Origin of the sequence: Bacillus sanguinis (assembly GCF_018332475.1) — a bacterium.
Taxonomy (GTDB): Bacteria; Bacillota; Bacilli; order Bacillales; family Bacillaceae_G; genus Bacillus_A; species Bacillus_A sanguinis.
Genome location: NZ_BOQB01000042.1, coordinates 1 through 23,824 on the forward strand (window position 1 = coordinate 1; position 23,824 = coordinate 23,824).

Annotated in this window: 21 protein-coding genes and 1 pseudogene; 15 read left to right on the forward strand and 7 right to left on the reverse strand. The window is 36.5% G+C overall.

The window, feature by feature from the left end:
* Nucleotides 1-180: 180 nt before the first annotated feature.
* From KI369_RS05980 to KI369_RS06025, 10 genes and pseudogenes are all read left to right on the forward strand, one after another.
* Nucleotides 181-1,134 (forward strand): LLM class oxidoreductase, encoded by a 954-nt coding sequence (locus KI369_RS05980; protein ID WP_212955372.1) that lies wholly within the window; start codon nucleotides 181-183, stop codon nucleotides 1,132-1,134.
* A gap of 13 nt (nucleotides 1,135-1,147) precedes the next feature.
* On the forward strand, nucleotides 1,148-2,101 hold the full coding sequence (locus KI369_RS05985; protein WP_212955373.1) for an NADP-dependent oxidoreductase: 954 nt from the start codon (nucleotides 1,148-1,150) through the stop codon (nucleotides 2,099-2,101).
* Nucleotides 2,102-2,352: 251 nt separating this feature from the next.
* Nucleotides 2,353-2,889: pseudogene (locus tag KI369_RS05990) on the forward strand (glucose-6-phosphate dehydrogenase); the annotation flags it as partial.
* 348 nt (nucleotides 2,890-3,237) lie between these two features.
* Nucleotides 3,238-4,722, forward strand: coding sequence for a glucose-6-phosphate dehydrogenase (zwf, locus tag KI369_RS05995; protein ID WP_212955374.1), 1,485 nt, complete (start codon nucleotides 3,238-3,240; stop codon nucleotides 4,720-4,722).
* A gap of 39 nt (nucleotides 4,723-4,761) precedes the next feature.
* Complete coding sequence (tkt, locus tag KI369_RS06000; RefSeq protein ID WP_212955375.1) at nucleotides 4,762-6,756, forward strand: transketolase; 1,995 nt, start codon at nucleotides 4,762-4,764, stop codon at nucleotides 6,754-6,756.
* 112 nt (nucleotides 6,757-6,868) lie between these two features.
* Nucleotides 6,869-7,762, forward strand: a complete 894-nt coding sequence (gene gnd, locus KI369_RS06005) for a phosphogluconate dehydrogenase (NAD(+)-dependent, decarboxylating) (RefSeq protein WP_212955376.1) — start codon at nucleotides 6,869-6,871, stop codon at nucleotides 7,760-7,762.
* 51 nt (nucleotides 7,763-7,813) lie between these two features.
* Complete coding sequence (gene fsa / locus KI369_RS06010) at nucleotides 7,814-8,482, forward strand: fructose-6-phosphate aldolase (RefSeq protein ID WP_212955377.1); 669 nt, start codon at nucleotides 7,814-7,816, stop codon at nucleotides 8,480-8,482.
* Nucleotides 8,483-8,852: 370 nt separating this feature from the next.
* On the forward strand, nucleotides 8,853-10,178 hold the full coding sequence (gene gntP / locus KI369_RS06015) for a GntT/GntP/DsdX family permease (protein WP_212955378.1): 1,326 nt from the start codon (nucleotides 8,853-8,855) through the stop codon (nucleotides 10,176-10,178).
* Nucleotides 10,179-10,242: 64 nt separating this feature from the next.
* The gene (gene gntK / locus KI369_RS06020) at nucleotides 10,243-11,784 is read left to right on the forward strand and encodes a gluconokinase (protein ID WP_212955379.1); all 1,542 of its coding nucleotides are present in this window, start codon (nucleotides 10,243-10,245) and stop codon (nucleotides 11,782-11,784) included.
* Nucleotides 11,785-11,910: 126 nt separating this feature from the next.
* Nucleotides 11,911-12,972, forward strand: coding sequence for a lactonase family protein (locus KI369_RS06025; RefSeq protein WP_438800497.1), 1,062 nt, complete (start codon nucleotides 11,911-11,913; stop codon nucleotides 12,970-12,972).
* 67 nt (nucleotides 12,973-13,039) lie between these two features.
* Here the strand turns inward: KI369_RS06025 and KI369_RS06030 are convergent, their stop codons facing one another.
* The gene (locus tag KI369_RS06030) at nucleotides 13,040-13,216 is read right to left on the reverse strand and encodes a DUF1272 domain-containing protein (protein WP_212955381.1); all 177 of its coding nucleotides are present in this window, start codon (nucleotides 13,214-13,216) and stop codon (nucleotides 13,040-13,042) included.
* A gap of 195 nt (nucleotides 13,217-13,411) precedes the next feature.
* Between KI369_RS06030 and KI369_RS06035 the strand changes: the two genes are divergently transcribed.
* The gene (locus tag KI369_RS06035; RefSeq protein WP_212955382.1) at nucleotides 13,412-14,233 is read left to right on the forward strand and encodes a pentapeptide repeat-containing protein; all 822 of its coding nucleotides are present in this window, start codon (nucleotides 13,412-13,414) and stop codon (nucleotides 14,231-14,233) included.
* A gap of 45 nt (nucleotides 14,234-14,278) precedes the next feature.
* Here KI369_RS06035 and KI369_RS06040 read toward each other — a convergent pair whose 3' ends face one another.
* Nucleotides 14,279-15,163: a DMT family transporter gene (locus KI369_RS06040; protein ID WP_212955383.1), complete on the reverse strand. Its 885-nt coding sequence runs from the start codon at nucleotides 15,161-15,163 to the stop codon at nucleotides 14,279-14,281.
* Between the two features lie 332 nt (nucleotides 15,164-15,495).
* On the opposite strand from KI369_RS06040, the gene KI369_RS06045 reads away from it, so the two are divergent.
* Nucleotides 15,496-16,281: a glycosyltransferase family 2 protein gene (locus KI369_RS06045; RefSeq protein ID WP_212955392.1), complete on the forward strand. Its 786-nt coding sequence runs from the start codon at nucleotides 15,496-15,498 to the stop codon at nucleotides 16,279-16,281.
* On the opposite strand, the gene KI369_RS06050 is transcribed toward KI369_RS06045, so the two are convergent.
* From KI369_RS06050 to KI369_RS06070, 5 genes are all read right to left on the reverse strand, one after another.
* Complete coding sequence (locus tag KI369_RS06050) at nucleotides 16,250-17,173, reverse strand: NAD-dependent epimerase/dehydratase family protein (protein ID WP_212955384.1); 924 nt, start codon at nucleotides 17,171-17,173, stop codon at nucleotides 16,250-16,252. The two genes, KI369_RS06045 and KI369_RS06050, sit on opposite strands and share 32 nt — an antisense overlap.
* Nucleotides 17,170-18,393 carry a class I SAM-dependent methyltransferase gene (locus KI369_RS06055; RefSeq protein ID WP_212955385.1) on the reverse strand — a complete coding sequence of 408 codons (1,224 nt, stop codon included), beginning with the start codon at nucleotides 18,391-18,393 and terminating at the stop codon, nucleotides 17,170-17,172. Before KI369_RS06055 ends, KI369_RS06050 begins: the two co-directional genes overlap by 4 nt.
* 12 nt (nucleotides 18,394-18,405) lie before the next feature.
* Complete coding sequence (gene rfbG / locus KI369_RS06060) at nucleotides 18,406-19,461, reverse strand: CDP-glucose 4,6-dehydratase (RefSeq protein ID WP_212955386.1); 1,056 nt, start codon at nucleotides 19,459-19,461, stop codon at nucleotides 18,406-18,408.
* Between the two features lies 1 nt (nucleotide 19,462).
* The gene (gene rfbF, locus KI369_RS06065) at nucleotides 19,463-20,230 is read right to left on the reverse strand and encodes a glucose-1-phosphate cytidylyltransferase (RefSeq protein WP_212955387.1); all 768 of its coding nucleotides are present in this window, start codon (nucleotides 20,228-20,230) and stop codon (nucleotides 19,463-19,465) included.
* 112 nt (nucleotides 20,231-20,342) lie between these two features.
* The gene (locus KI369_RS06070; protein WP_212955388.1) at nucleotides 20,343-21,116 is read right to left on the reverse strand and encodes a glycosyltransferase family 2 protein; all 774 of its coding nucleotides are present in this window, start codon (nucleotides 21,114-21,116) and stop codon (nucleotides 20,343-20,345) included.
* Nucleotides 21,117-21,378: 262 nt separating this feature from the next.
* Between KI369_RS06070 and KI369_RS06075 the strand changes: the two genes are divergently transcribed.
* The 3 genes from KI369_RS06075 (at nucleotide 21,379) to KI369_RS06085 (ending at nucleotide 23,702) form a co-directional block, all read left to right on the forward strand.
* The gene (locus KI369_RS06075) at nucleotides 21,379-21,786 is read left to right on the forward strand and encodes a MerR family transcriptional regulator (protein WP_000285637.1); all 408 of its coding nucleotides are present in this window, start codon (nucleotides 21,379-21,381) and stop codon (nucleotides 21,784-21,786) included.
* Nucleotides 21,787-21,907: 121 nt separating this feature from the next.
* Nucleotides 21,908-23,236 (forward strand): hemolysin family protein, encoded by a 1,329-nt coding sequence (locus KI369_RS06080; RefSeq protein WP_212955389.1) that lies wholly within the window; start codon nucleotides 21,908-21,910, stop codon nucleotides 23,234-23,236.
* A gap of 52 nt (nucleotides 23,237-23,288) precedes the next feature.
* Nucleotides 23,289-23,702 (forward strand): ATP synthase subunit I, encoded by a 414-nt coding sequence (locus tag KI369_RS06085; protein WP_212955390.1) that lies wholly within the window; start codon nucleotides 23,289-23,291, stop codon nucleotides 23,700-23,702.
* Nucleotides 23,703-23,824: the final 122 nt, after the last annotated feature.

The following is a 23,824-nucleotide window of genomic DNA, read 5'->3' on the forward strand; positions in this document are numbered from 1 at the left end:
TCACTTTAAAGTACGTACTGTTATTCATGTAATGACCGATTTATAATAACACTCGTAGCACAAAGAAAGTTATAACGATGACAGTAGGCAATAATGTGGTGTTACAGTATTGCCTATCGATTTTGAGAAGAAATATGAAAAGTATAGATTTATATGAATGAAGGAAAGTGAGTGAAACACATGGGGAAATTTGCGAATCATTTTGGATATAATCGTATGTTTGCGAAAGATCAACTTACATTAGGAGTTCACATTCCGATTGAAAATTATCAGTTTCATGCTCCAACGATGGAAAAACAAGTAGAGCTAGTGCAAAAAGCGGAACAATATGGTTTTACAGGCGTATGGCTTCGAGATGTTTTACTGCAAGACCCTGACTTTGGTGATCCTGCAACAGGTCAAATTTACGATATGATGATTTATTTAACGTATTTAGCAAGTAAAACAGAGAAAATAGCATTTGGAACATCGGCAACTGTATTGTCACTTCGCCATCCATTGCGTGTAGCGAAAGAAATTGCGACATTGGATCAACTGTTTCCAGAAAGAATTATGCTTGGCGTTTCATCAGGTGACCGACGTGCCGATTTCAAGGCGTTAGGTGTTAGTCATGAAACACGAGGTGAAAAGTTTAGAGAAGCGTTTGCTTACTTGGAAGAGATTTTGTATAAAAACTTCCCGTCTATCCAGTCGACACTAGGAGAAGTGAATGGAGCGAATTTAGTTCCAAAACCGTCTAAACGTGTTCCAACCTTTATTACAGGTTTTAGTCAGCAAAATATGGACTGGTTCGCTGAACATGGTGATGGATGGATGTACTACCCACGTAGTCCGGTGCATCAGGCGGCAGCAATTGGACAATGGAGAGAACGAGTAGAGGATTATCATCCAGATGTATTCAAACCATTTATACAACCGATGCATTTAGACTTATCTGAAGATCCAAATGAACGTCCAACGCCGATACGTTTAGGTTACCGTACAGGACGTAAGGCACTAATTGAATTACTTGATATATATAAAAGTATTGGTGTGAATCATTTATTCCTTGCTCTATTCGATGGTCAACGCCCGGCTAATGAAGTATTGGATGAGCTAGGAGAAGAAGTACTACCTCATTTCCCAGCATTGTAAAGGAGTGAAAAGAATGAAAGCGATAGGACTTATGCAATATGGAGATAAAAGTGTACTACAAGAAATCGAAATGAAAACACCTTTATTAGGAGAAAGCGATGTACTGATTGAAGTATATGCAGCTGGTGTAAATCCCGTAGATTGGAAAATACGTGAAGGTTTACTTCAAGATGTGATTTCTTATGACTTCCCGCTCGTTTTAGGATGGGATGTTGCAGGTGTAGTTGCTGCTGTAGGGCCAAACGTAACAGCATGTAAAGTGGGGGATGAAGTATATAGTCGTCCAGATATTGAACGAAACGGTGCTTATGCAGAGTACGTGGCTGTAGATGAGAAATATGTCGCGAAAAAACCAAGAAATCTATCTTTTGAAGAAGCAGCATCAATCCCTCTAGTAGGTTTGACAAGTTGGCAAAGTTTAGTGAAGTTCGCAAATATTCAAAAAGATAAAAAGGTTTTAATTCATGCTGGATCTGGCGGGATTGGCACGTTTGCTATTCAGCTAGCGAAAAGTTTCGGTGCACATGTTGCAACTACGACTAGTACGAAAAACATACAGTTTGTAAAGGATCTAGGCGCTGATACTGTCATTGATTACAAAACAGAAGAATTTTCTCTACATCTGCATAATTACAATATTGTATTTGATGTGTTAGGCGGGGATGTACTAAAGGATAGTTATAAAGTACTTGCACCAAATGGAAAGTTAGCGTCTATTTATGGTCCAAAAGGGATAGAAGTCCCGCAAACTGAAATATCTATAGAGAAAAATATTCAGGCTGAACACATATTTACTGATCCTAACGGATATGAACTTTCTCTTATTACAGAATTGATTGAGGGCGGGAAGATTAAACCTGTTGTAACGCATGTGTTGCCTTTACATGTAGAAGGCGTAAAAAAAGCACACCACATAAGTGAGTCAGAACGTGCTCTTGGCAAAATTGTTTTGAAGAAATATTGGTAAAGTATGAGGTTTTAGACACAGTATGGTGCTAAGTAGCGAATGAGCTTATATATTCTATTCTAGCAATTGTTTTAAAAGGGAGAGAACAAATGGATTCAATGACATTTCTTTTACCCCGCATTAACAGGCAGTAAGACCCCCACCTCAAAATTCAGCGATATCATAGAAGTTAGGTGGGGGCAACTGCCTGTAAAAGCCCGATTGGTTCAACTAATAATCAGTGGGGGATGAACAAAACCCCCGCTGATTAAAGTTTCACTTTATCCGGAGCGACAGGGGATTTAGCGAAACGCAAAATATACCCTGCTTTATACAAACTATTTAGTAATCAAAATATACCGCAATCTATTTCGATTATCGGTATTGGCAGAAGGGTAATGTCAGATGTGGAATTTCAAACAAAGGTAGAACAATCCCTTGCTACATTTTCTAGAATATCTACTGGTGACAAATCAGGAGTAGAAGAATTTATTAGCACATTTCGTTATTGTCAATTAGATACAGCGAATATAGGGGACTATCAAGATTTGTTGCGTCTTGTAAAGATGCGTGAAACAGAATTAAACATTCCTAAAAATCGCATGTTTTACCTATCTGTTATACCAGAAGTATTTGATGTAATTGCTTTAAATATTAAGGAAAGTGGATTGTGGGCTACAAAAGGATTGAATCGTCTAATTATCGAGAAGCCTTTTGGTCATAGTTTAAAATCTGTTCGCGAGTTAAATACAAAGTTAATTAAAGGTTTTGATGAAGCTGATATTTATTGTATTGATCACTATCTGTGAACATGAATGGTAACTAGGAATACACAAAAAACTATTACAAAATAAAAAATCTTCAATTCAAGACATTTTTATTGACGATAGTAATTTATATAGTTAATATACTAGATGTAATGTTATTTAATTACTAAAAGTAATTGAATATATATTAGTTTGTTAAGTTCGATAAATAAGTAAGTTGTGGTAGAAATGCTTTGAATTGCCACTATTAATATTGGGGACAATTAGAAAGCGAAATGTATAAAAAGAATTGGGATTTGCTAACTCTTTGTTTTTTATAAAAACAGGGATTTCTGTACAATTCATTTTTAAAATATTGACAAGGATTATACAACAAGAGGGGGACTGAAATTGGAATCAATGACCTTTGTTTTATTTGGAGCGACAGGGGACTTAGCGAAACGAAAAATTTACCCCGCACTATATAACTTATATAGAGATCAAAAGCTTCCAAAGCAAATATCCGTTATCGGACTTGGGAGACGCCAAGTATCTCATGTAGATTTTCAAGGAAGAATAAAAGAATCAATAGAGACATTTTCTCGTCATCGAGAAGAAGGTACTCCAGAACTTGAAGGTTTTTTAGATAATTTTCGCTATTGTCCATTAGATGTGGGTAAGCCGGAAGACTATGAGAGATTATTGGAAGTCGTTCGTGAAAGGGAAGAGGAACTACATATAAAAGGTAATAGAATGTTCTATCTTTCCGTTGCTCCTGAATTTTTTGAGACAATTGCTTTAAATATTAAGGAAAGCGGACTTGATAAAACGGATGGATGGAAACGCCTAATGATTGAAAAACCGTTTGGGCACGACCTTACATCTGCTCGTGAGCTTAATGACAAGCTTAGTCGCACGTTTGAAGAAGACGAGATATACCGTATTGATCATTATTTAGGTAAACCGATGATTCAAAATCTTGAAGCACTAGAATTTGCAAATCCTGTTCTCCAGTCGATTTGGAATAAAGAACATATAGCAAATGTACAAATTACAGCTAGTGAAACAGTTGGGGTTGAAGAAAGAGCAGGATATTATGATCAGGCAGGAGCCATTCGAGATATGGTTCAAAATCATATGTTACAAATATTAATGATGACTGCTATGAATTTGCCGGAAAAGGTTAATGCATGTGAAATTCGAGAGGAAAAACGAAAGGTAATGGAGACGCTTCGTAAAGTGAAAAAAGAAGACGTTCAAAACCATATCGTTCGCGGACAATATGGTGCAGGTGAGATAAATGGCGGGCAAGTTGTAGCATATAAAGAGGAGCCAGGAGTAAATCCTTCTTCTAACATAGACACATTTGTTGCTGCTCGCTTGTGGATCGATAATCCATTTTGGACTGACGTTCCCTTCTATATACGAACAGGTAAAAGAATGAAAGAAAAGTCTACTCGTATTGTAATCGAATTTAAAAATACGTTAAAACAGCAATACCAAGATAATAATCCAAATGCAGAACCTAACTTATTAATAATTGAAATTAGCCCAGGTGAAAATGTTTCATTACAGTTAAATAGTAAAAATCCATTGAAAAATGGAGAAATTGAACCGATGCGTATTAACTTTACTTGCGAGCAAACGGATGTGGGAGTACCTGAAGCGTATGAAAGACTCATTCATGATGCTGTGAGTGGAGACGCTACATTCTTTGCACATTGGAGAGAAGTTGAATTGTCATGGGAATGGGTACAACCAATTCTTGAAGCATTCGAGGAAAACGTATTACCACTTCATGAATATGAGTCTGGTTCATATGGTCCAGATGCGTCTCGTGAATTATTGCAAGAAAGTGGATTTAAATGGTGGTTAGATCAAGAAACGGAAAAATAAGTACTTTCTTTCATGAAAGTATTTAGGGGGACGGTTACTATGACACAAAACATAAATCAATTAGCAGTGAATACACTTCGTACGTTATCAATTGATGCTATTAATGCGGCAAATTCAGGTCATCCAGGTCTTCCGATGGGAGCAGCACCGATGACTTATGCATTATGGGCGAATCATTTAAATCACAATCCTAATCATCCAAAATGGTTTAACCGTGATCGATTCGTTTTATCAGCGGGACATGGATCGAGCCTATTATATAGCTTACTTCATTTAGCTGGATATGACGTTTCAATTAATGACTTGAAAAGCTTCAGAAAGTTAAATAGTAAAACACCAGGACATCCTGAGTTTGGCCACACTTCTGGAGTTGAAGCGACTACAGGACCGTTAGGACAAGGGATTGCAAATGCTGTCGGAATGGCAATGGCAGAAGCGCATTTAGCAGCGAAGTTCAATAAGGATGGTCACTCTATTATAGATCACAATACGTACGCTTTAGTTGGAGACGGTGATTTAATGGAAGGTGTCGCGTATGAAGCGATGTCAATGGCAGGGCATATGAAACTTGGCAAGTTAATTGTAATGTATGATTCAAATGAAATTTCACTTGATGGTGAATTAAACATTGCTTTTTCTGAAGACATTCAGAAAAGGGTAGAATCTGCACATTGGCAATATGTAAGAGTTGAGGATGGAAACGATGTTGATGCTATTACAAAAGCTATTCAATCAGCGAAAGACAATACGGATCAACCTACTCTTATAGAAATTAGAACCATTATAGGTTATGGAAGCCCAAAAGTTGCTGGAACGAACAAAGCACATGGTAATCCGCTTGGAGTAGAAGAAGCGACAGCGACAAAACAAGTGTATGGTTGGCATTATGAAGAAGACTTTTTTGTGCCTGAAGAAGTAACAGCTCATTTTAATGATTTGAAACAAAAAGGTATTGAAAAAGAGAACGAATGGAATGAGCAATTCAACGTATACAAAGAGTCGAACCCTACACTAGCAGATGAATTAGAAAAAGCGATTACAGGTGAAGTTTTAATCGAAGCGAAAGACATCCTATCCTTTGATACTGAAAAAACGATTTCCACTCGTGTTGCAAGTGGGGAAGCTATTAACCATTATGTGAAATCGATTCCTTCTATTTTCGGTGGAAGTGCGGATCTTTCTCATTCTACGATGACAGATATAAAAGGTGAAGCAGTGTATGCGGTAGAATCGTATGCTGGCCGCAATATATATTTTGGTGTACGTGAACATGCAATGGGCGCGGCAGCGAATGGACTGGCACTTCATGGAGGAGTAAAACCGTTCGTAAGTACATTCTTTGTATTTAACGATTATCTTCGTCCATCGATTCGACTTGCCGCATTGCAAAAGTTACCTGTTACTTACGTATTTACACATGATTCGATTGCTGTAGGAGAAGATGGTCCAACGCATGAACCTATTGAACATTTAGCAGCTCTTCGGGCAATTCCTGGTTTAACAGTTATCCGCCCGTCAGATGCAAATGAAACAGCAAGTGCGTGGGCGTATGCGTTACAGCAAACGGATGGTCCAGTCGTTTTAGTACTTAGCCGTCAAAATTTACCGGTGTTTCATGAAACGAAAGCAAACATAGAGAATCTTTCTAAAGGAGCTTACGTATTAACACAAACGAATGAAAATCCGGATGTAATTTTAATTGCGACAGGTTCTGAAGTATCTTTAGCTGCTAGTGCCAAAGCGAAACTAGAAGAAGACAATGTCTCTGTTCGTATCGTTGCAATGCCGAGCTGGGAATTATTCGATCGCCAATCGAAAGAATATAAAGAATCCGTTCTTCCGTCTTCTGTAACGAAACGAGTATCGCTTGAGATGGGTGTATCTCTTGGATGGGAGCGTTATGTAGGACAAGAAGGAAAAATATTATCGATTGAAACATTTGGAGCTTCAGGAACTGGAGCTGAAGTCATGAATCTATTTGGATTTACGACAGAAAATGTTGTTCAAATTACAAAAAGTGTATTGAATTCTTAAGCTATGACTGTGAATACCTTTCTAGACATATCAACTTATCAGTGCTGAAAGGGATTCAAAATCGTAGTGATATGAATTTTTAATAAAAGATGATTTGAGGAGGAATTATATTATGCAAGTAGGATTAATTGGTTTAGGTAAAATGGGATTAAACTTAGGGAAAAATTTAATGGATCATAAACATGAAGTAGCGGCATTTGATTTAAATGCAAGTGCAGTGGAAGAAATGAAAGAGTACGGGGCTACAGGTGTATCTAGTTTAAGTGATCTTGTTCAATCATTACAATCACCAAGAATCCTTTGGGTTATGGTGCCACACGCTGTTGTTGATTCTGTTATTGATGAAGTTACACCACTTTTATCAAAAGGAGATATTTTAATTGAAGCGGGTAATTCACATTATAAAGAGTCCATTCGCCGATATGAACAACTAAAGAAAGATGGCATTCACTTTATGGATGCAGGAACTTCTGGCGGAATGGAAGGAGCTCGTAATGGTGCTTGTTACATGATCGGAGGAGATCAAGAAGCTTGGGACATCGTTGAACCTATCTTCCGTGATACTGCTGTAGAAAATGGATACTTATATGCTGGAAAAGCTGGTAGTGGTCACTTCTTAAAAATGGTTCACAACGGAATTGAATACGGTATGATGGCTGCTATTGGTGAAGGATTTGAGATCCTAGAGAAAAGTGAATTTGACTATGATTATGAAAAAGTATCAAGAGTATGGAACAACGGTTCAGTAATTCGTTCTTGGTTAATGGAATTAACAGAAAATGCATTTTCTAAAGATGCAAAACTGGATGGAATTAAGGGTGTTATGCATTCTTCTGGTGAAGGAAAATGGACAGTAGAAACAGCATTAGATCTTCAAACAGCAACTCCTGTTATCGCAATGTCGTTATTAATGCGCTATCGCTCATTAGACAATGATACATTTACAGGAAAAGTAGTAGCAGCTCTGCGCAATGAATTTGGCGGACATGCTGTAGAAAAGAAATAAACATCTTAAAAATTTAACTCATTGACGTTTAAAAAATGGAGGGAATAGATCATGAAGTTTTTTATTGATACTGCAAATCTTGAGGACATAAAAAAAGCATATAAACTTGGAGTTTTAGCTGGTGTTACAACGAACCCGTCTTTAGTAGCAAAAGAGGGCATTAAGTTTGAAGACCGTATTGCGGAAATTTGCCAGGCAGTACCTAACGTTGAATCTGTTTCAGCAGAAGTAACGCCAGATGCTGTTACAGCTGAAGAAATGATTGCTCAAGCAGAAGAGCTGATTAAAATTAACGGTGGCGATGAAAAAGTTACAATAAAACTTCCGATGACACTAGCAGGATTAGAAGCTTGTCGCTATCTTACTGAAAAAGGTGTGAAAACGAATGTTACACTTATTTTCACTGTGAACCAAGCTCTTTTAGCTGCTCGAGCAGGTGCAACGTACGTTTCTCCATTTTTAGGACGTTTAGATGATATTTCTGAAGATGGTGTATTATTAGTTGCTAAAATTGCTGAATTATTCGATGTTCATCAATTAGATACACAAATTATTGCGGCTTCTGTTAGACATCCAGATCATGTAACTCGTGTAGCGATGGCAGGTGCACACATTGCAACAATTCCTTATAAAGTAATTGAACAACTTGCTATGCATCCATTAACAGATCAAGGTATTGAAAAGTTTGCTGCGGATTGGGCGAAAGCTCCTAAGTTATAATATATGAAAGTGAAGGATGCTTTCCGAAAATTGCTTTTCATGAGAGGACAAATCCTAAGTAACTTCATCGTTTAAACTGGATCCCGAGTTTGTAGTCTTACTACGTGAAAACAGCAAGAGAAGAAAGTGTCATTCACTTTTGAAGAAGGAAAATATGCTCGTATGAAGCATGTATCACAATAACATTATAATTATTAAAGAGAAATCCCCTTATTAGAGAGAGTAGTTAACGTGTATCTCTGATAAGGGAGATTCTTTTTATATAAATCATTATTATGTGAAAATATCTCTTACTCCAGAAAGAACTATATAAGTTCTCTTAATTTTACAGTAATTTTGAAAGGGTTTACATAAAGGGGTGAAACTGAGTATGAATATGTACCTTTTAATGATTACATTATTATCAATTGTAATTGTTATTTTAGGAGTATCGTGGTGGAGATGGCATGCGTTTATTAGTTTAACGATTGCAAGTTTGTTTTTAGCAATTATGTCTGGAATGCCAATGGATAAAATAGTGAGTGCTTATGAAACAGGAGTCGGAAGTGTTCTTGGGCATTTAGTAGGTATTTTAGTATTAGGTACAATATTAGGGAAAATGATGGCAGAGTCAGGTGCTGGAATGCAGGTGGCGGAGTTTTTTATTAAATCTTTTGGAATAAAAAACTTACCATGGGCGATGTTAATTGCAGGTTTTATTATTGGAATTCCAGTGTTTTTTGAAGTAGGTATTTTAATATTATTGCCGTTGGTAATTTCTATTCATAAAACAACGAAACAAAATATTCTATTGATTGCGTTACCAGCAATTGCTGGGTTATCTGTCGTACACGGTCTTGTTCCTCCGCATCCAGGGGCAATCGTTGCAATTGGTATTTATAAAGCGAACCTTGGGAAGGTATTATTGTATTCACTCATTATTACATTTTTTGCAGCGATTATTGCAGGGCCTATATTCGCTAAATGGATTCACAAACGTGTAATTCCTGAAAATGAGCCAGAATTGATTCGTGTAAATACAAAATCAACGAAATTACCAGGAATAGGAGTTTCTTTTTTAGTTATATTGTTACCGGTTATGTTAATGGTTTTAGCAGCAGCAGCTCCTTATGTTCCACTTTCTACTACTTTGATGAAGGTTGTCACATTAATCGGTAGTCCTATCATTGCGCTTTTGATTGCATGTTTTGCAGCGTTCTATTTTCTTGGATTTCGTCAAGGTATCGATAAAAAGGCGATTAAGAAGGTAACAGAAGATAGCTTATTACCAATCGGTTCTATCGTTGCAATTATTGGTGCTGGCGGTGGATTTAAGCAAATTCTTATCGATAGTGGCGTAGGTAATGCTATTGCTCAAATGTCTGAGCATTTAGCTCTATCTCCAATTGCATTAGCATTTATGGTAGCTGGATTAATTCGAATTGCGACAGGATCAGCGACAGTCGCTTTAACAACAGCAGCGGGCATCGTCTCTCCAATCGTTGAAAATACGACAGGTGTGAATTTAGAGTTGCTCGTCATTGCAACAGGTGCAGGAGCATTAATGTTTTCACATGTAAACGATGCTGGTTTTTGGATGGTAAAAGAATACCTAGGTTTAACAGTGAAAGAAACATTTAAAACATGGACAGTATTAGAAACATTACTTTCATTTATCGCTTTTGGAGGAGTTTTACTACTCGATATGTTTATTTAAAATAAGGATGTTTTTATTTGGATTTACAAAGATAGCTGCAGTGATTTTTTGTTAGGAGGAAGAAATGGTGAGCTCAAAATATATGATTGGTGTAGATATTGGGACAACTAGTACAAAATCAGTTCTATTTTCTACTGATGGATCTGTTATTGCAAGTCATGGAATTGAATATCCTTTATATTCTCCAACGCCGGAAACAGCAGAACAAGACCCAGAAGAAATTTTTCATGCAGTAATAAATACAATTAAAGAAACTGTACGAGTAAGTAGTGTACAGCCGAATGATATTCTTTGTGTCTCTTTTAGTTCGGCAATGCATAGTATCATTGCTGTAGATGAAGCTGGGAATCCGTTAACGAGATGTATTACTTGGGCAGATAATAGAAGCGCGAGCTGGGCTGAGAAAATAAAGCATGATATGAATGGTCATGAAATTTATCTTCGCACTGGCACACCAATTCATCCTATGTCACCACTTTCGAAATTAGTTTGGCTACAGAATGAGCAGGCAGAATTGTTTGCAAAAAGTTATAAATTTATTTCAATCAAAGAATATGTTTTTTATAAGTTATATAAGGAATATGTAATTGATTATTCAATAGCATCAGCAACAGGAATGTTTAATTTGAAATCTTTAAAATGGGATGAAGAGGCTTTACATGTTGCAGGAATTACAGATGAAAAGCTTTCTAAACTTGTTCCAACGACGCACAGCTTAATAGGATTAGATGAAGAACTTGCAAAAGAGATGAATGTACTTGTTTCTACTCCTTTTATAGTAGGAGCGAGTGATGGCGTACTATCAAATTTAGGTGTAAATGCAATAGATCCTGGTGTTGTGGCTGTTACAATTGGTACAAGTGGTGCGATACGTGCTGTAACAAATCGTCCTGTAACAGATCCAAAAGGTAGAATTTTTTGTTACGCCCTAACTGAAGACCATTGGGTAATCGGTGGTCCAGTTAATAACGGTGGTATGATTTTCAGATGGGCTCGCGATCAATTAGGCGCTTCAGAGATTGAACTTGCGAAGCGTTTAGGAAAAGATCCATATGAAGTGCTTACGGAAATAGCAGCAAAAGTGAATCCGGGATCTGACGGTTTATTATTTCATCCATATTTAGCGGGGGAAAGAGCTCCTTTATGGAATGCAAATGCGCGAGGATCTTTCTTTGGACTTGGATTGCACCATAAGAAAGAACATCTTATCCGTGCTGTTTTAGAAGGGGTAATTTATAACTTGTATACCGTTCTTCTCGCTTTAAAAGAACTCATTGGCGAACCGAAAAAAATTCAAGCGACAGGCGGTTTTGCAAGATCGGAACTTTGGAGACAGATGATGGCAGATATTTTTCATCAAGACGTATATGTTCCGGAAAGTTTCGAAAGCTCTTGCTTAGGAGCTGCAATCCTTGGTTTATATAGTTTAGGTGAAGTAGATACGTTACATGTAGTTTCTGAAATGGTAGGTGCGAATTTCCATCATGAACCAAACATGGAAAGTGTGGAAAAGTATAAAGATTTAACACCAATCTATATTCGTCTGTCCCGTCAATTGGAAGAAGAATATGAAAGTATAGCAGCTTATCAAAAAAAGTGGGTTTAAAGGCTATTTAGCAGAGAAATATGGTAACGTATAAAGAGGTACTCCAATTTTTTAGGATACTCTTTCAACATAAAATATTTTAAGAAGTATGATGAACGAAAAATATAGGGAGAGAGGGTTATGAAAATGAAGGATAACAAAGCGTTTATTGGATATGTTGGAACTTACACGAAAGAAAATAGTGAAGGAATATATAAGTTTACGTTAGACACGGAAGCGAAGAAAATTAGTAATGTAACACTTGCAGCCAAGTTGGATAACCCTACATATGTAACGATTAATCGAAATAATGAATATCTCTACTCTGTTGTTAAGGAAGGCGAATCTGGTGGTGTAGCTGCTTATTCAATTAATAGTAAAACTGGAGAGCTAACAGAAGAAAACAGACAAGTAGTAGAAGGGGCTTCTCCTTGTCATGTGAGTGTTGATAGTGGAAATCATACGGTAGTTACAGCAAATTATCATAAAGGAACGATTGAGTCTTTTATAGTTAATGAAGAAGATGGAACTGTAAATCCTGCGGCATCTATTATGGCACATGAAGGTTCAGGTCCGAATAAAGAAAGACAAGAAAAACCACATGCACATTATGCGGGATATACTCCTGATGAAAAATATGTAGTGGGTGTTGATTTAGGAATAGATAAAATAATTACGTATGAAATACAAGATAGTGCATTACAAGAAGTGAATAGCTTGTCTGTAAATCCAGGAAGTGGTCCGAGGCATATTACATTTCATCCGAATGGAAAATATGCGTATGTGATGACAGAGCTTAGTTCAGAGGTTATTGTGTTAACATATAATCCAGCAGAAGGAACATTTACAGAATTACAGTATATTTCTACCGTTCCAGAAGCATTTGATGAAAATAATCAAGGAAGTGCGATTCATATTTCTTCTGACGGCAGTTTTGTATATGCAGGTAATCGTGGTCATAATAGTATTGCTGTTTTCAGCGTAGATGAAAATTCAGGCAAGCTTACATATGTTGCACATACATCTACAGAAGGAAATTGGCCAAGAGACTTTGTATTAGACCCTACTGAAAAGTTTCTTATTGCTACAAATGAAAAGTCACATAATATTGTGCTATTTTCAAGAAGTGAATCTACAGGTAAGCTAACGCTTATTCAATCTGATGTTGTTGTGCCAGAGCCTGTTTGTGTGAAGTTTTTAAATGTTTAATTTGTAAACGGTAGAATTTTTATATCCCTCAAAAACAGTAAAAAGCAAAGCGATATCGCTTTGCCTTTTACTGTTTCTTTTTCGGTCTGCGTACTAACTCGCCGCCGCAGTTTGGACAAACGTTATGTCTTTCTTCTGTACATGGTGCGCAAAATGTACATTCATACACGCAAATGTAAGCTTCAGAATCTTGCTCGAGCCATTGATCGCAAATTTGACAGTTTGTTTTCATTTGTAGTGCCATAGTAATTCTCCTTTTAGTTTGAATTTTTATAATTTAATTATAATTCATTGGGTAGAAACTGTCTTTTTCAATTGAAAGGAAATCGGATGATAAAGTTGTGATTTGAAATGAAAGATGCTCGTTTATTTTTAAATTGATTATTTCATGCAGTTAGAATATTATGAAATAGTCAAAAGACAACAGGGGGTATACATTTTGACTAATCATAACGATCATTTAAAAGCAAACTGTGAAAAATGCTTCGGTCTATGTTGCGTGGCGTTGCCGTTCGCAGCATCAGTAGATTTTGCGGTGAATAAAGATGGTGGTAAACCATGTTCTAATTTACAGTCAGATTATAAATGTAGCATACATAAAGATCTTAGAGGAAAAGGTTATAAAGGTTGTACAGTATTTGAATGTTTTGGCGCTGGACAGAAAATTTCTCAGGTTACATTTAACGGGATTGATTGGCGGAAAGATGCTAAGCATGCGAGAAAAATGTACGATGCTTTTCCAGTTATGCATCAGCTTCATGAAATGCTTTGGTATTTGAATGAGGCTATTTTATTGAAGGCGACGCAGCCAATTTATAAAGAGCTGGAGACCGCAATTGAGGAGACAGAGCGACTTGCGAATTTAAGTCCAGATGAGTTAATGAAAATAAATGTTCCAATGCATAGGGCAGAGGTGAACATTCTTCTTTTAGAAACGAGCGAATTAGTATGGAAGGAAATGAATACTGCGCGTAAGAAACGAATCATACACCGCGGCGCAGACCTTATGGGAGCAAATCTGAAAAAGAAAGATTTACAAGGTGCAAATTTAAGAGGAGCATATTTAATTGCGGCAAACTTAAATGGAGCAGACTTACGAGGGGCAGATCTCATCGGAGCAGATTTACGAGATGCAGATATTCGCGGGACTGATTTTACAAATAGTATTTTCCTAACGCAAGTTCAAGTTAATGCGGCGAGAGGGGACAAACATACGAAATTACCGAAATTATTGTCTCGTCCATCGCATTGGAGTGCGTAAAGAGTGTATACGAACAGGCAGAGATTAAGAATCTCTGCCTGCTTTTCATTTCTTTTCAAAAGTAGTAATGAAAACACTACATATAATAAGGATGCCACCAATAAAAAAGTTACTATTTAATGTCTCATTTAATAAGAGCCAACCAAGCAATGAACCAACGATAGGTTGGAAGAAGAAAAATAATGAGCCGATGCTTGCATCCATTAATTCTAGCCCTTTATTCCAAAGGAAAAAGGCACCTGCTGTTGAGACGATTCCTAAATACAGTACGCCTAATAGTACGTACATATTCATATGTTCAATTGGGTTTGATTGAAATTCCCATACCATAAAAGGTGTAATAAAAAAGAGTGAAAAGAATATAGCGTACGTTGTAATCACTAAAGATGAAAATTTGGCTGAAGCAATTTTCACATAAATAGATAGTAAAGCCCACGTAATAGCTGCCCCAACTAATATGATTGTACCGATAAAATAGGAGCCGATTTCAATATCCCATCCGATTACGATTATGACACCGATTGTCGCTATGATAGTAGATAACAATCTACGAGCGGTTAGTTTTTCTTTTAAAATGATCGCTGCAAATATAACCATAAATGCAGGTGTAGCTGATGTTACTAAAGAGCCTGTATGTGCGTCAGATAATTTTGTTCCGATAAATTGACAAGTGATCGAAATGAAATATCCGATAAATCCAATCCAAGCGAATAATATCCAATCTTTTTTGTGAATGGTTACTTTTTTCTTTTGTTTTTTCTCAGCTATTTTCAAAATGCCATATAAAACAGCGAAAGCAATGATAAAGCGTAGCCAAACGAGTGTCAGTGGGGGGATAAAGTCGAGTACATATTTGCTAACAACGTACATACCGCCCCATATACTAGCTGCTAGTGATAAACATATAGCTCCTAAAATTGTTTGTTTCATGTAAAGTACCTCCGTCTATTTTTAGGGTATTATGAGTTCCCTAAGACGAGGCATAGTGTTATGTGTTATATGAATGCCCGTCTTAGTTTATAGACGGCCTACTGGTTGATCGTTTTCGAATGAAGTGTTGTAGTACATGCGTGCATTCCTCCTTCATATTTTATAATGATATTATAACTTAATTTTCAGTTTATTGGGATGTTTCTTTAGAAAATGGAAATGGTGGTTGTCTAAGAACGAATAGTATAAGGTAGAAACACATATTTTTAAAATAAAAGAAACCAATTACATAACTGATAAGTATAGTAAAAGTAGGATGAAAAAGTAGATTAATAGAGAACGAGGAGGAGATTGTTATAACTACAACCGTTATTTCTCATTTTTATAACGAAGAGTATTTATTACCGTGGTGGCTTGCTCATCATACGAAACTGTTTGATCATGGCATTTTAATTAATAAAGGTTCAACAGATCGTTCGGTTGAGATTTGTAAAAAATTCGCCCCGCATTGGGAAGTACGAGATTCTACAAATCCAGAGTTTGATGCATATGCGACAGATCATGAAGTGATGAGGGTAGAACAAGAAGTAAAGGGATGGAAAATGATTTTAAATACGACCGAGTTTCTTTGTATGCAAGATAAAAATCAGTTTTGGAAATCACTGAATGAATTGGGAGAGAGGATGTATTGGCTGGAAGGGCTTATTATGGTCGATGATCTTAACTATAATTATCCGGACCTTAACTTTGGAATACCTTTAATGAAACAGCGATTTCACGGTTATTTACCAGAAGATTGGCCGTTATGGAGAAGAGGTAGATTTGTTCATAATCATGAACACGGTAGTTATACGGTTGGAAGACATTTATCCGCGCATGAATCTATGATTTATCCGCCTCTTGCTTGTATATTATGGTTTGGATTTAGCCCGTGGAACGATGCGATGAGAAAGAGAAAGTTACAAATTGGTCCGACTCTTTCTGAAGCTAGTAAGCATGGGGGAATGGGTACGCATCATATTATTACGCCGGAAAGATTAGAGGAATGGTATAAGGATTTAGCGAGAGGAACGAAGGATTTACGTTTTAGTGATGCATATCGTTATGTTTTTGTATAAATGATTCCCACCATAAAATTGTTTCTTGGGTTCCTGTATTTAAATCGTATGTTGGTTTCCACTTTACTTCAGTTTTTAAACGTTCTACATGAACGCCGACAAATAAAGGTTCATCTTTAGAGAAAGGGATTGCACCTAGTTTAATTAAATGTTCTTTTCCTATCTTTTTAGCGATGATAGAAGCTAATTCTTTAATTTGTACAGATTGACCAGAAGCGATATTGATTGTGCCTGTAACGCCCTGTTCCAATATTGTTACGAGAGCATCAGCGACGTCGCTCACATGGAGGAAATCTCTTGATTGTTTTCCATGTGTACATAGTGCTTCCTCATTTTTTAATAAGGAAGTGATAATGTTAGAAACGAGCCGATTCCCTTGTTCGTGAGGGCCATACATATGAAAAATGCGGCCCCAACACATGCTGAGGCCTGTTTGTTCTGCATATGTTTGTAGCCAGGAGTGTAGTGCGTTTTTACATAAGGAGTACGGGGTTTTATAGGAAAGCAGCGATGAATCTTCAAATAGTACGCCGTTAAACCATTCATATTCTACACCAGTACCGGCAACGACGACTCGCTTTCCGCCGCAAGTTGTGAAGTGTTGAATCAACGAGATGCTAGATGTAAGCCAATAGTAATTATTAATAGATACATAACACGCTGGTGGCACTGCTTCCCAAGCTAAATGAATGAGATGACTAGGCTTCATTTCGTAAATGAGTTTTTTTACTTCTTCATCGCAAAGTAAGTTTACTTTATGCCAATAGCAAGAAAGGTGGGAAGGCTTATTTGTATTGTAAGTGGCATGCACTTCATAGCCCTTTTGAATAAGAGAATGTACAACATATTTACCAATCCATCCGCTACCGCCTGTTACAAGAATTTTTTTCATGGCTCAATTACCTCAATTTCCGGAATCGTTACTAAAAATTTGCCGCCCCATTCACGAATGAAAGAGCATTCTTTCATAATTTCATCTTTCAAATTCCAAGGAAGTATAAGAATGTAATCAGGTTTTGTACGTTTTATTTCTTCTGGAGATTTTATTGGAATGCGGGTTCCTGGTAGAAGGAGATTTTGTTTGTGAGGGTTTTTATCTACTGTATAAGCTAGAAACTCTTTTCCTATCCCGCAATAATTTAAAAGGGTGTTTCCTTTTGCTGGCGCACCGTAACCGATAATTTGTTTGTTTAAAGATTTTGCTTCGATAAAAAACTGTAAAATATTTATTTTCAATTGTTCGATGCGTTTAGAAAAAAGTAGATAGCAATCTAATGTATTTAGCCCGTGATCTACTTCTTTTTGGATTAAGTCTGTAACATTGGAATGGATAGTGGATGAGTCATTATGATGGTTTATAAAAATACGCAATGACCCACCGTGTGTTGAAAGTTCTTCTACATCGACAATTTGTAAATGATGATGAGCTAAAACTTTTTGAAGACTTATAAGTGAGAAATAGGAGAAGTGCTCATGGTAGATCGTATCAAACTGTTTAAGGGATATTAGGTTTAATAAGTGCGGGAATTCAATTGTTATCGTGCCATCTTGTTTTAATAACGTTTTTAAACCAGCAACAAAATCATGTAAGTTTGGAACGTGCGCTAATACGTTATTTGCGATGATTAAATCTGCTTGCGGTAATTTTTTTGCTAAGTCATTGCTGAAAAAATTCACCTCAGTAGGAATTCCTTTTTCGATAGCGATTTCTGCTACATTTTTTGCTGGTTCAATTCCTAACGTTTCAATATTTTCTTTTTGAAAGTATTGTAATAAGTACCCGTCGTTACTCGCGATTTCCACCACCTTTGAGTATTTCTTTAAATGGAAGCGCTTAATCGCCATTTCTACATATTGTTTAGCATGCAGTAGCCAGCTGGATGAGTATGAGCTGAAGTATAAATAGTCATGAAAAATATTGTACGGAGATTCAAATTCATCTAATTGTACGAGTAAACAAGAGTGACAAACAAATGTGTGCAGCGGATAAAATGGTTCCATTTTATATGAGTGTTCTGGATCTACAAATGAGTTAGCGAGAGGGGAAACACCTAAATCTAAGAAAGTATTTGTTAGTAATGAGTGGCAAAAACGGCATTTTTTCTGTTCCATTTTATAGCCCCCTTATAAATTTTTGAATGCATCGATTTGTTGTCGCGTGAAAGATTCCATATTTTCACCAGATGCATATTTTTTGTACCAATCAATCGTCCAAGCGATAGAATGATCTGTTGATAACTTAGGAGTCCAACCGAGTTTATTTACTGCTTTTGTACTATCAAGTGTTAAAATTGGCGATTCATAAGGGGGATTTGTATGAGGAGATATGATTGTTAGTGGTTCATTCCATAATTTTATTATAGATTGAATGACATCATAAACTGTTCTGTTAGATTCATTTATTGGACCGAAATTCCACGCCTCTGCATATTCGGCATCTTGCCAAAGTTTTTCAGTTAAAAGAATATAACCATGTATAGGATCTAATACGTGTTGCCACGGGCGAATAGCGTGTTTGTTTCTAATATTTAACGTAGCATCTTGTGAATATGCACGAATGACATCTGGGAATAATCGGTCTTTTGCCCAATCACCACCGCCGATAACGTTACCTGCTCTAACCGAGGCGAGTTTCTGAGTATTAGTGCGGAAGAATGATTTTTGATAGGATGTTGCAACTAGTTCAGCGCAAGCTTTGCTAGCGCTATAAGGATCGAAACCGCCTAGCCGGTCACTTTCCACGAATGCCCGGTTACCGCTCCCGTCATTTTCATAACATTTATCACTTGTAACGTTAATGATGCCACGTATACTTTCTATATGTTTTGCCGCTTCTAATACGTGAACAGTACCTAAAACATTCGTTTTAAATGTTTCGATAGGATTTTTGTATGAAGTGGTGACGATTGGCTGGGCTGCTAAATGAAATAGTATGTCAGGGGTATGTTGCTTTAGGGCATGGAATAAAGAATCGTAATCTGTAATGTCGCCATGAATTGATGTGCACTCTTTTGCTACGTTACCTTGTTCAAAAAGGCTAGGGGTGGAAGGGGGATGAGAAGAATAGCCAACTACTTCTGCACCTAAAGAAGTTAAGAAAAGGGTTAGCCATGAGCCTTTAAAGCCAGTATGTCCCGTAATAAATACTTTTTTCTTATTCCAAAAAGATGATGAAGCCATATTACCAAACCTTCCACGGAGCGTTATTATTTTCCCAAAGTTCGACTAATTTATTTTTATCGCGCAATGTATCCATCGGATGCCAAAAACCAGTATGTTGAAATGCTGCTAGTTCACTTTTGTTTACTAACTGAACTAATGTGTCTGTTTCAAAAACAGACTTATCTCCACTAATGTAATTGAAAACTTCAGGATTTAAAACGAAAAATCCACCGTTAACCCATCCGCCATCCCCGATTGGCTTCTCTTGAAAGGATGTTACAGACTGTTTATCTAATATGAGAGAACCGAATCTACCAGGAGGTTGTACGGCGGTAACTGTTGCCATTTTTCCGTGTTTTTTATGAAATGCAATAAGTTCTTTTATATTTACATTACTTAATCCATCACCGTAAGTGAGACAGAAAGGTTCGTCTCCGACATATTTTTGAATTTTTTTCACTCGTCCACCCGTTTCGGTATTTAGACCGGTATCAATCAGTGTAACTTTCCACGGTTCTATAGGTTGTGAATGGCTAGTAATTGTATTATCGCTTAAATGTATCGTGAAGTCAGACATGTGTAAGTTGTAATTTAAAAAGAACTCTTTAATCGCATATCCTTTATACCCTAAGCAAATAATAAATTCAGTAATACCGTAATAGCTATACAAACTCATAATGTGCCATAGAATAGGTTTTGTTCCAATCTCAATCATAGGTTTCGGTTTTAAATGTGTTTCTTCCCCAATCCTTGTCCCATATCCACCAGCAAGAATAACAGCTTTCATATTTTCCTCCTAAAATAAAAAAAATATATATACAGTATTCATATTGTATGCAAATGGTTTTGTTTTTGACTTAGTGCATAAAAATATGTGAAGCATGATAGGATGAGAACTATTAAGGTTTGAATTTAGGGAATAATTGTTGATACTCAGGGTGATTACGTAGATCCTGTGTTGCATTAGTTAACGTTAAAAATCGAGCTTCGAGTTCTTCAGAGGACCGACCATATTGTTTTTGAAGTCCCAATCGAACGCCCTTTTTTGAGAGGGTGGGTGTAATTTGTAATTTTCTTGCCTTTGTATGTTCGTTCCAAGGGCTAAAATAAAATTTAAAAATGAATGAAGGGGAGTTATAAACGATAGGTTGGTGCCGCGTAAAATGTCTACCTGGTAAATATGCGCCATCAAGATGGTTGTGTATAAATCTCCAGGCACAGCCGATTTCTGGTTTATAAGGAAAGAGCCCGTGATATCGTTGTTCTACTAAAGGAATGGAGTATCTTAGTTTTGAATAATTGTAATCATGCTTATCAATCATAACAATCATTCTAATCGCATACATATTTTGGCCTAACGTATGAAGTGATGAGAAAAATTCTTCTACATTATTACAACAAAGAAATTCTGTAGTATTTAATACCATCTTCCAACCTGAAACTTCTCTTTCTATTTCCATTACTTCAATGTCAGTATTAGTGGGATCGAATTCAAGGAATCTTGAATCTCGTACTTCCCAGTGGGGAGCAAATAATTTGCAAGTTTCAACTGAACGATCTGTAGAACCTCTATTAATTAAAATACCGTGATCGAATATTTTTGTGTGATGCATAAGCCACCATGGAAGTAAGTATTCTTCATTATAAAAATGAGAAATGAGTGTCTTTCTCATGTTAACCATCTCCTATACAAGCAATCATTATTAGTAGAATATGTTTTTAAATAAGAAAGGTTAACAGATGCAGACAATATAATGATTAAGTAATAGTTTAGTAACTATATTGTATAAGTGTAGATTACTTGTATGGAATAATAATAGGACGGATCTTGGAATTTTGTATAAATTATGAACAATAAACCGTCACGTTTGACTGTACAGTTTATGTATTGTATGATGGTAGTAATATAAACAAGGGGGGAAGATCGTTGGGAAGGTGTATCGAATCGGACAGTTGGCTCTCATGGCTCACGTGTCGAAACGAACGATTGATTATTATACGAATCTAGGAATCTTAAAAGCGGAGCGATCTCAATCTAATTATCGCTATTACGACGAAACAGCATTTGAGACATTACAATTTATTGAGAAGTGCAAAGAAATGCATATGCCGCTTTGTGAGATTAAAGAGAAAATCGAGGAGAAGAAGAAGCTGCTCGGTATCAATGAACACGTTTCGAAACAAGTGAATGAAGTGACAGACCACATTCATCGATTAGAAGCAGAGTTAACGGAGTTAAAGCCGCTTTTAGATGGATTGACTGATTCACAACGTGAAAAAATATCGAAATCTTTATCTGGTCAAACGACAGCTTTAATACAGACACTTGCTCTATTATTATAGAAAAAAGTGAAATCCGACCTCTTTAATTTTTGTATCGGGCTATGTTTTCTAATGAACAAATAAGAAAACATTATAGTATACAGGAGGTGGACACCTTAGTTTTTTAAACTAAGGGGATTCATTGGAAATATTTAATTTAGTCATGGTTGCGATTTTAATCGCATTTACTGGATTTTTCGTAGCAGCTGAGTTTGCGATTGTAAAAGTACGTTCAAGTCGTATCGATCAGCTTGTTGCAGAAGGAAAACGCGGTGCTTTAGCAGCGAAAAAGGTAACAACAAATTTAGATGAATATTTATCTGCTTGTCAATTAGGTATTACAGTTACAGCTATGGGATTAGGTTGGTTAGGTGAACCTACAATCGAAAAGTTATTACACCCGTTATTTGAGAAATGGAACTTAAATCCTTCTATTTCATCAGTATTAACATTTGGTCTTGCTTTTATGATTATGACGTATTTACACGTTGTAGTAGGGGAATTAGCTCCGAAAACGATGGCAATTCAAAAGGCTGAAAGGGTAACGTTATTATTGGCAGCTCCACTAATGATGTTCTATAAAGTGATGTATCCATTTATTTGGGTATTGAACGGTTCAGCTCGTGTGATAACTGGTTTATTCGGTTTAAAACCAGCTTCAGAACATGAAGTGGCTCATACAGAGGAAGAATTACGCCTTATCCTTTCAGATAGCTATGAAAGTGGCGAAATTAATCAAGCTGAATACAAGTATGTAAATAACATTTTTGAATTTGATAATCGTATTGCAAAAGAGATTATGGTACCGCGAACAGAAATCGTTGGTTTCTACCTGGAAGATTCAGTAGAAGAACATATGAAAGTAATCCAAAATGAGCGATACACACGTTATCCGATTTTTGGAGAAGATAAAGATGATATTATCGGTATGGTCAACGTAAAAGATTTCTTTATTCGATATATGACCGAGGATCAAAAAGATTTATCATCCATTCGTTCGTATATGCGTCCGATTATTGAAGTGATGGAAACGACTCCAATTCACGATTTATTACTTCAAATGCAGAAGAAGCGAATTCCGATGGCTGTTTTATATGATGAGTACGGAGGAACAGCTGGGATTGTAACACTTGAAGACATCTTGGAGGAAATCGTCGGCGAAATTCGTGACGAATATGATGAAGATGAAGCACCACCAATTCAGCATGTGAATGAGCACCATAAAATCGTTGATGGAAAAGTGCTTATTTCAGAAGTAAAAGATTTGTTTGGATTACACATTGAAGAAGACGATGTGGATACAATCGGTGGCTGGATTATGATGCAAAATCATGAAATTGAAGAAGGACAACACGTTGAGGCGGAAGGTTATGAATTTAAAGTGTTAGAAAAAGACGCTTACCAAATTAAACGTGTTGAAATTCGTAAAATGGAACAAGAGCAAGAAGAAGAGAAAGCAGCAACTGTGTAAGTTGCTGCTTTTCTTCTAAAGTATAAAAAATGCGAAATTAGGAGCGGATATTTTGATTCAAGTAGCCTTACGTGTATATCGATTACAATTGTATGCGATCTTTAGTGGTTTACTACTTATGTGGACGATTACTCCGTTTGGAAAACAAGTAACAGGATTTGGTATCGGATTAGCTGTAAGTGCATATTGTCTTTGGTTATTAGCTCGCAGAGTGGAGAAACTCGGAAAAAGTATCGTAATGAAAGAAAAGGCTCCGGGATTAGGAGTTTTAAACCGATTCGCTGCAGCCATTTTAGGAGCTATTATCATGTATGAAATTGAGCATGAAATGGAAATGTGGGCATTCGGTACAGGCATTTTAGGTGGTCACTTTTTAATGATTGCAAATTTAGCTTATGCGAATATGCAATTAGTGAAAGAGGAAGAGAAGCAAAGAGAACATGCTTCGAAAAACATAGAGCTATGATGAAAGGGGCCTAATGGGGTTCCTTTTTTGTGTTTAAGCGAGTTAATGAAGGGAATCAAATTAACGACAAATATAATACGCTTCTTTTTTTCGTTTTTCAATAGTATGAAAAATAATAAAAA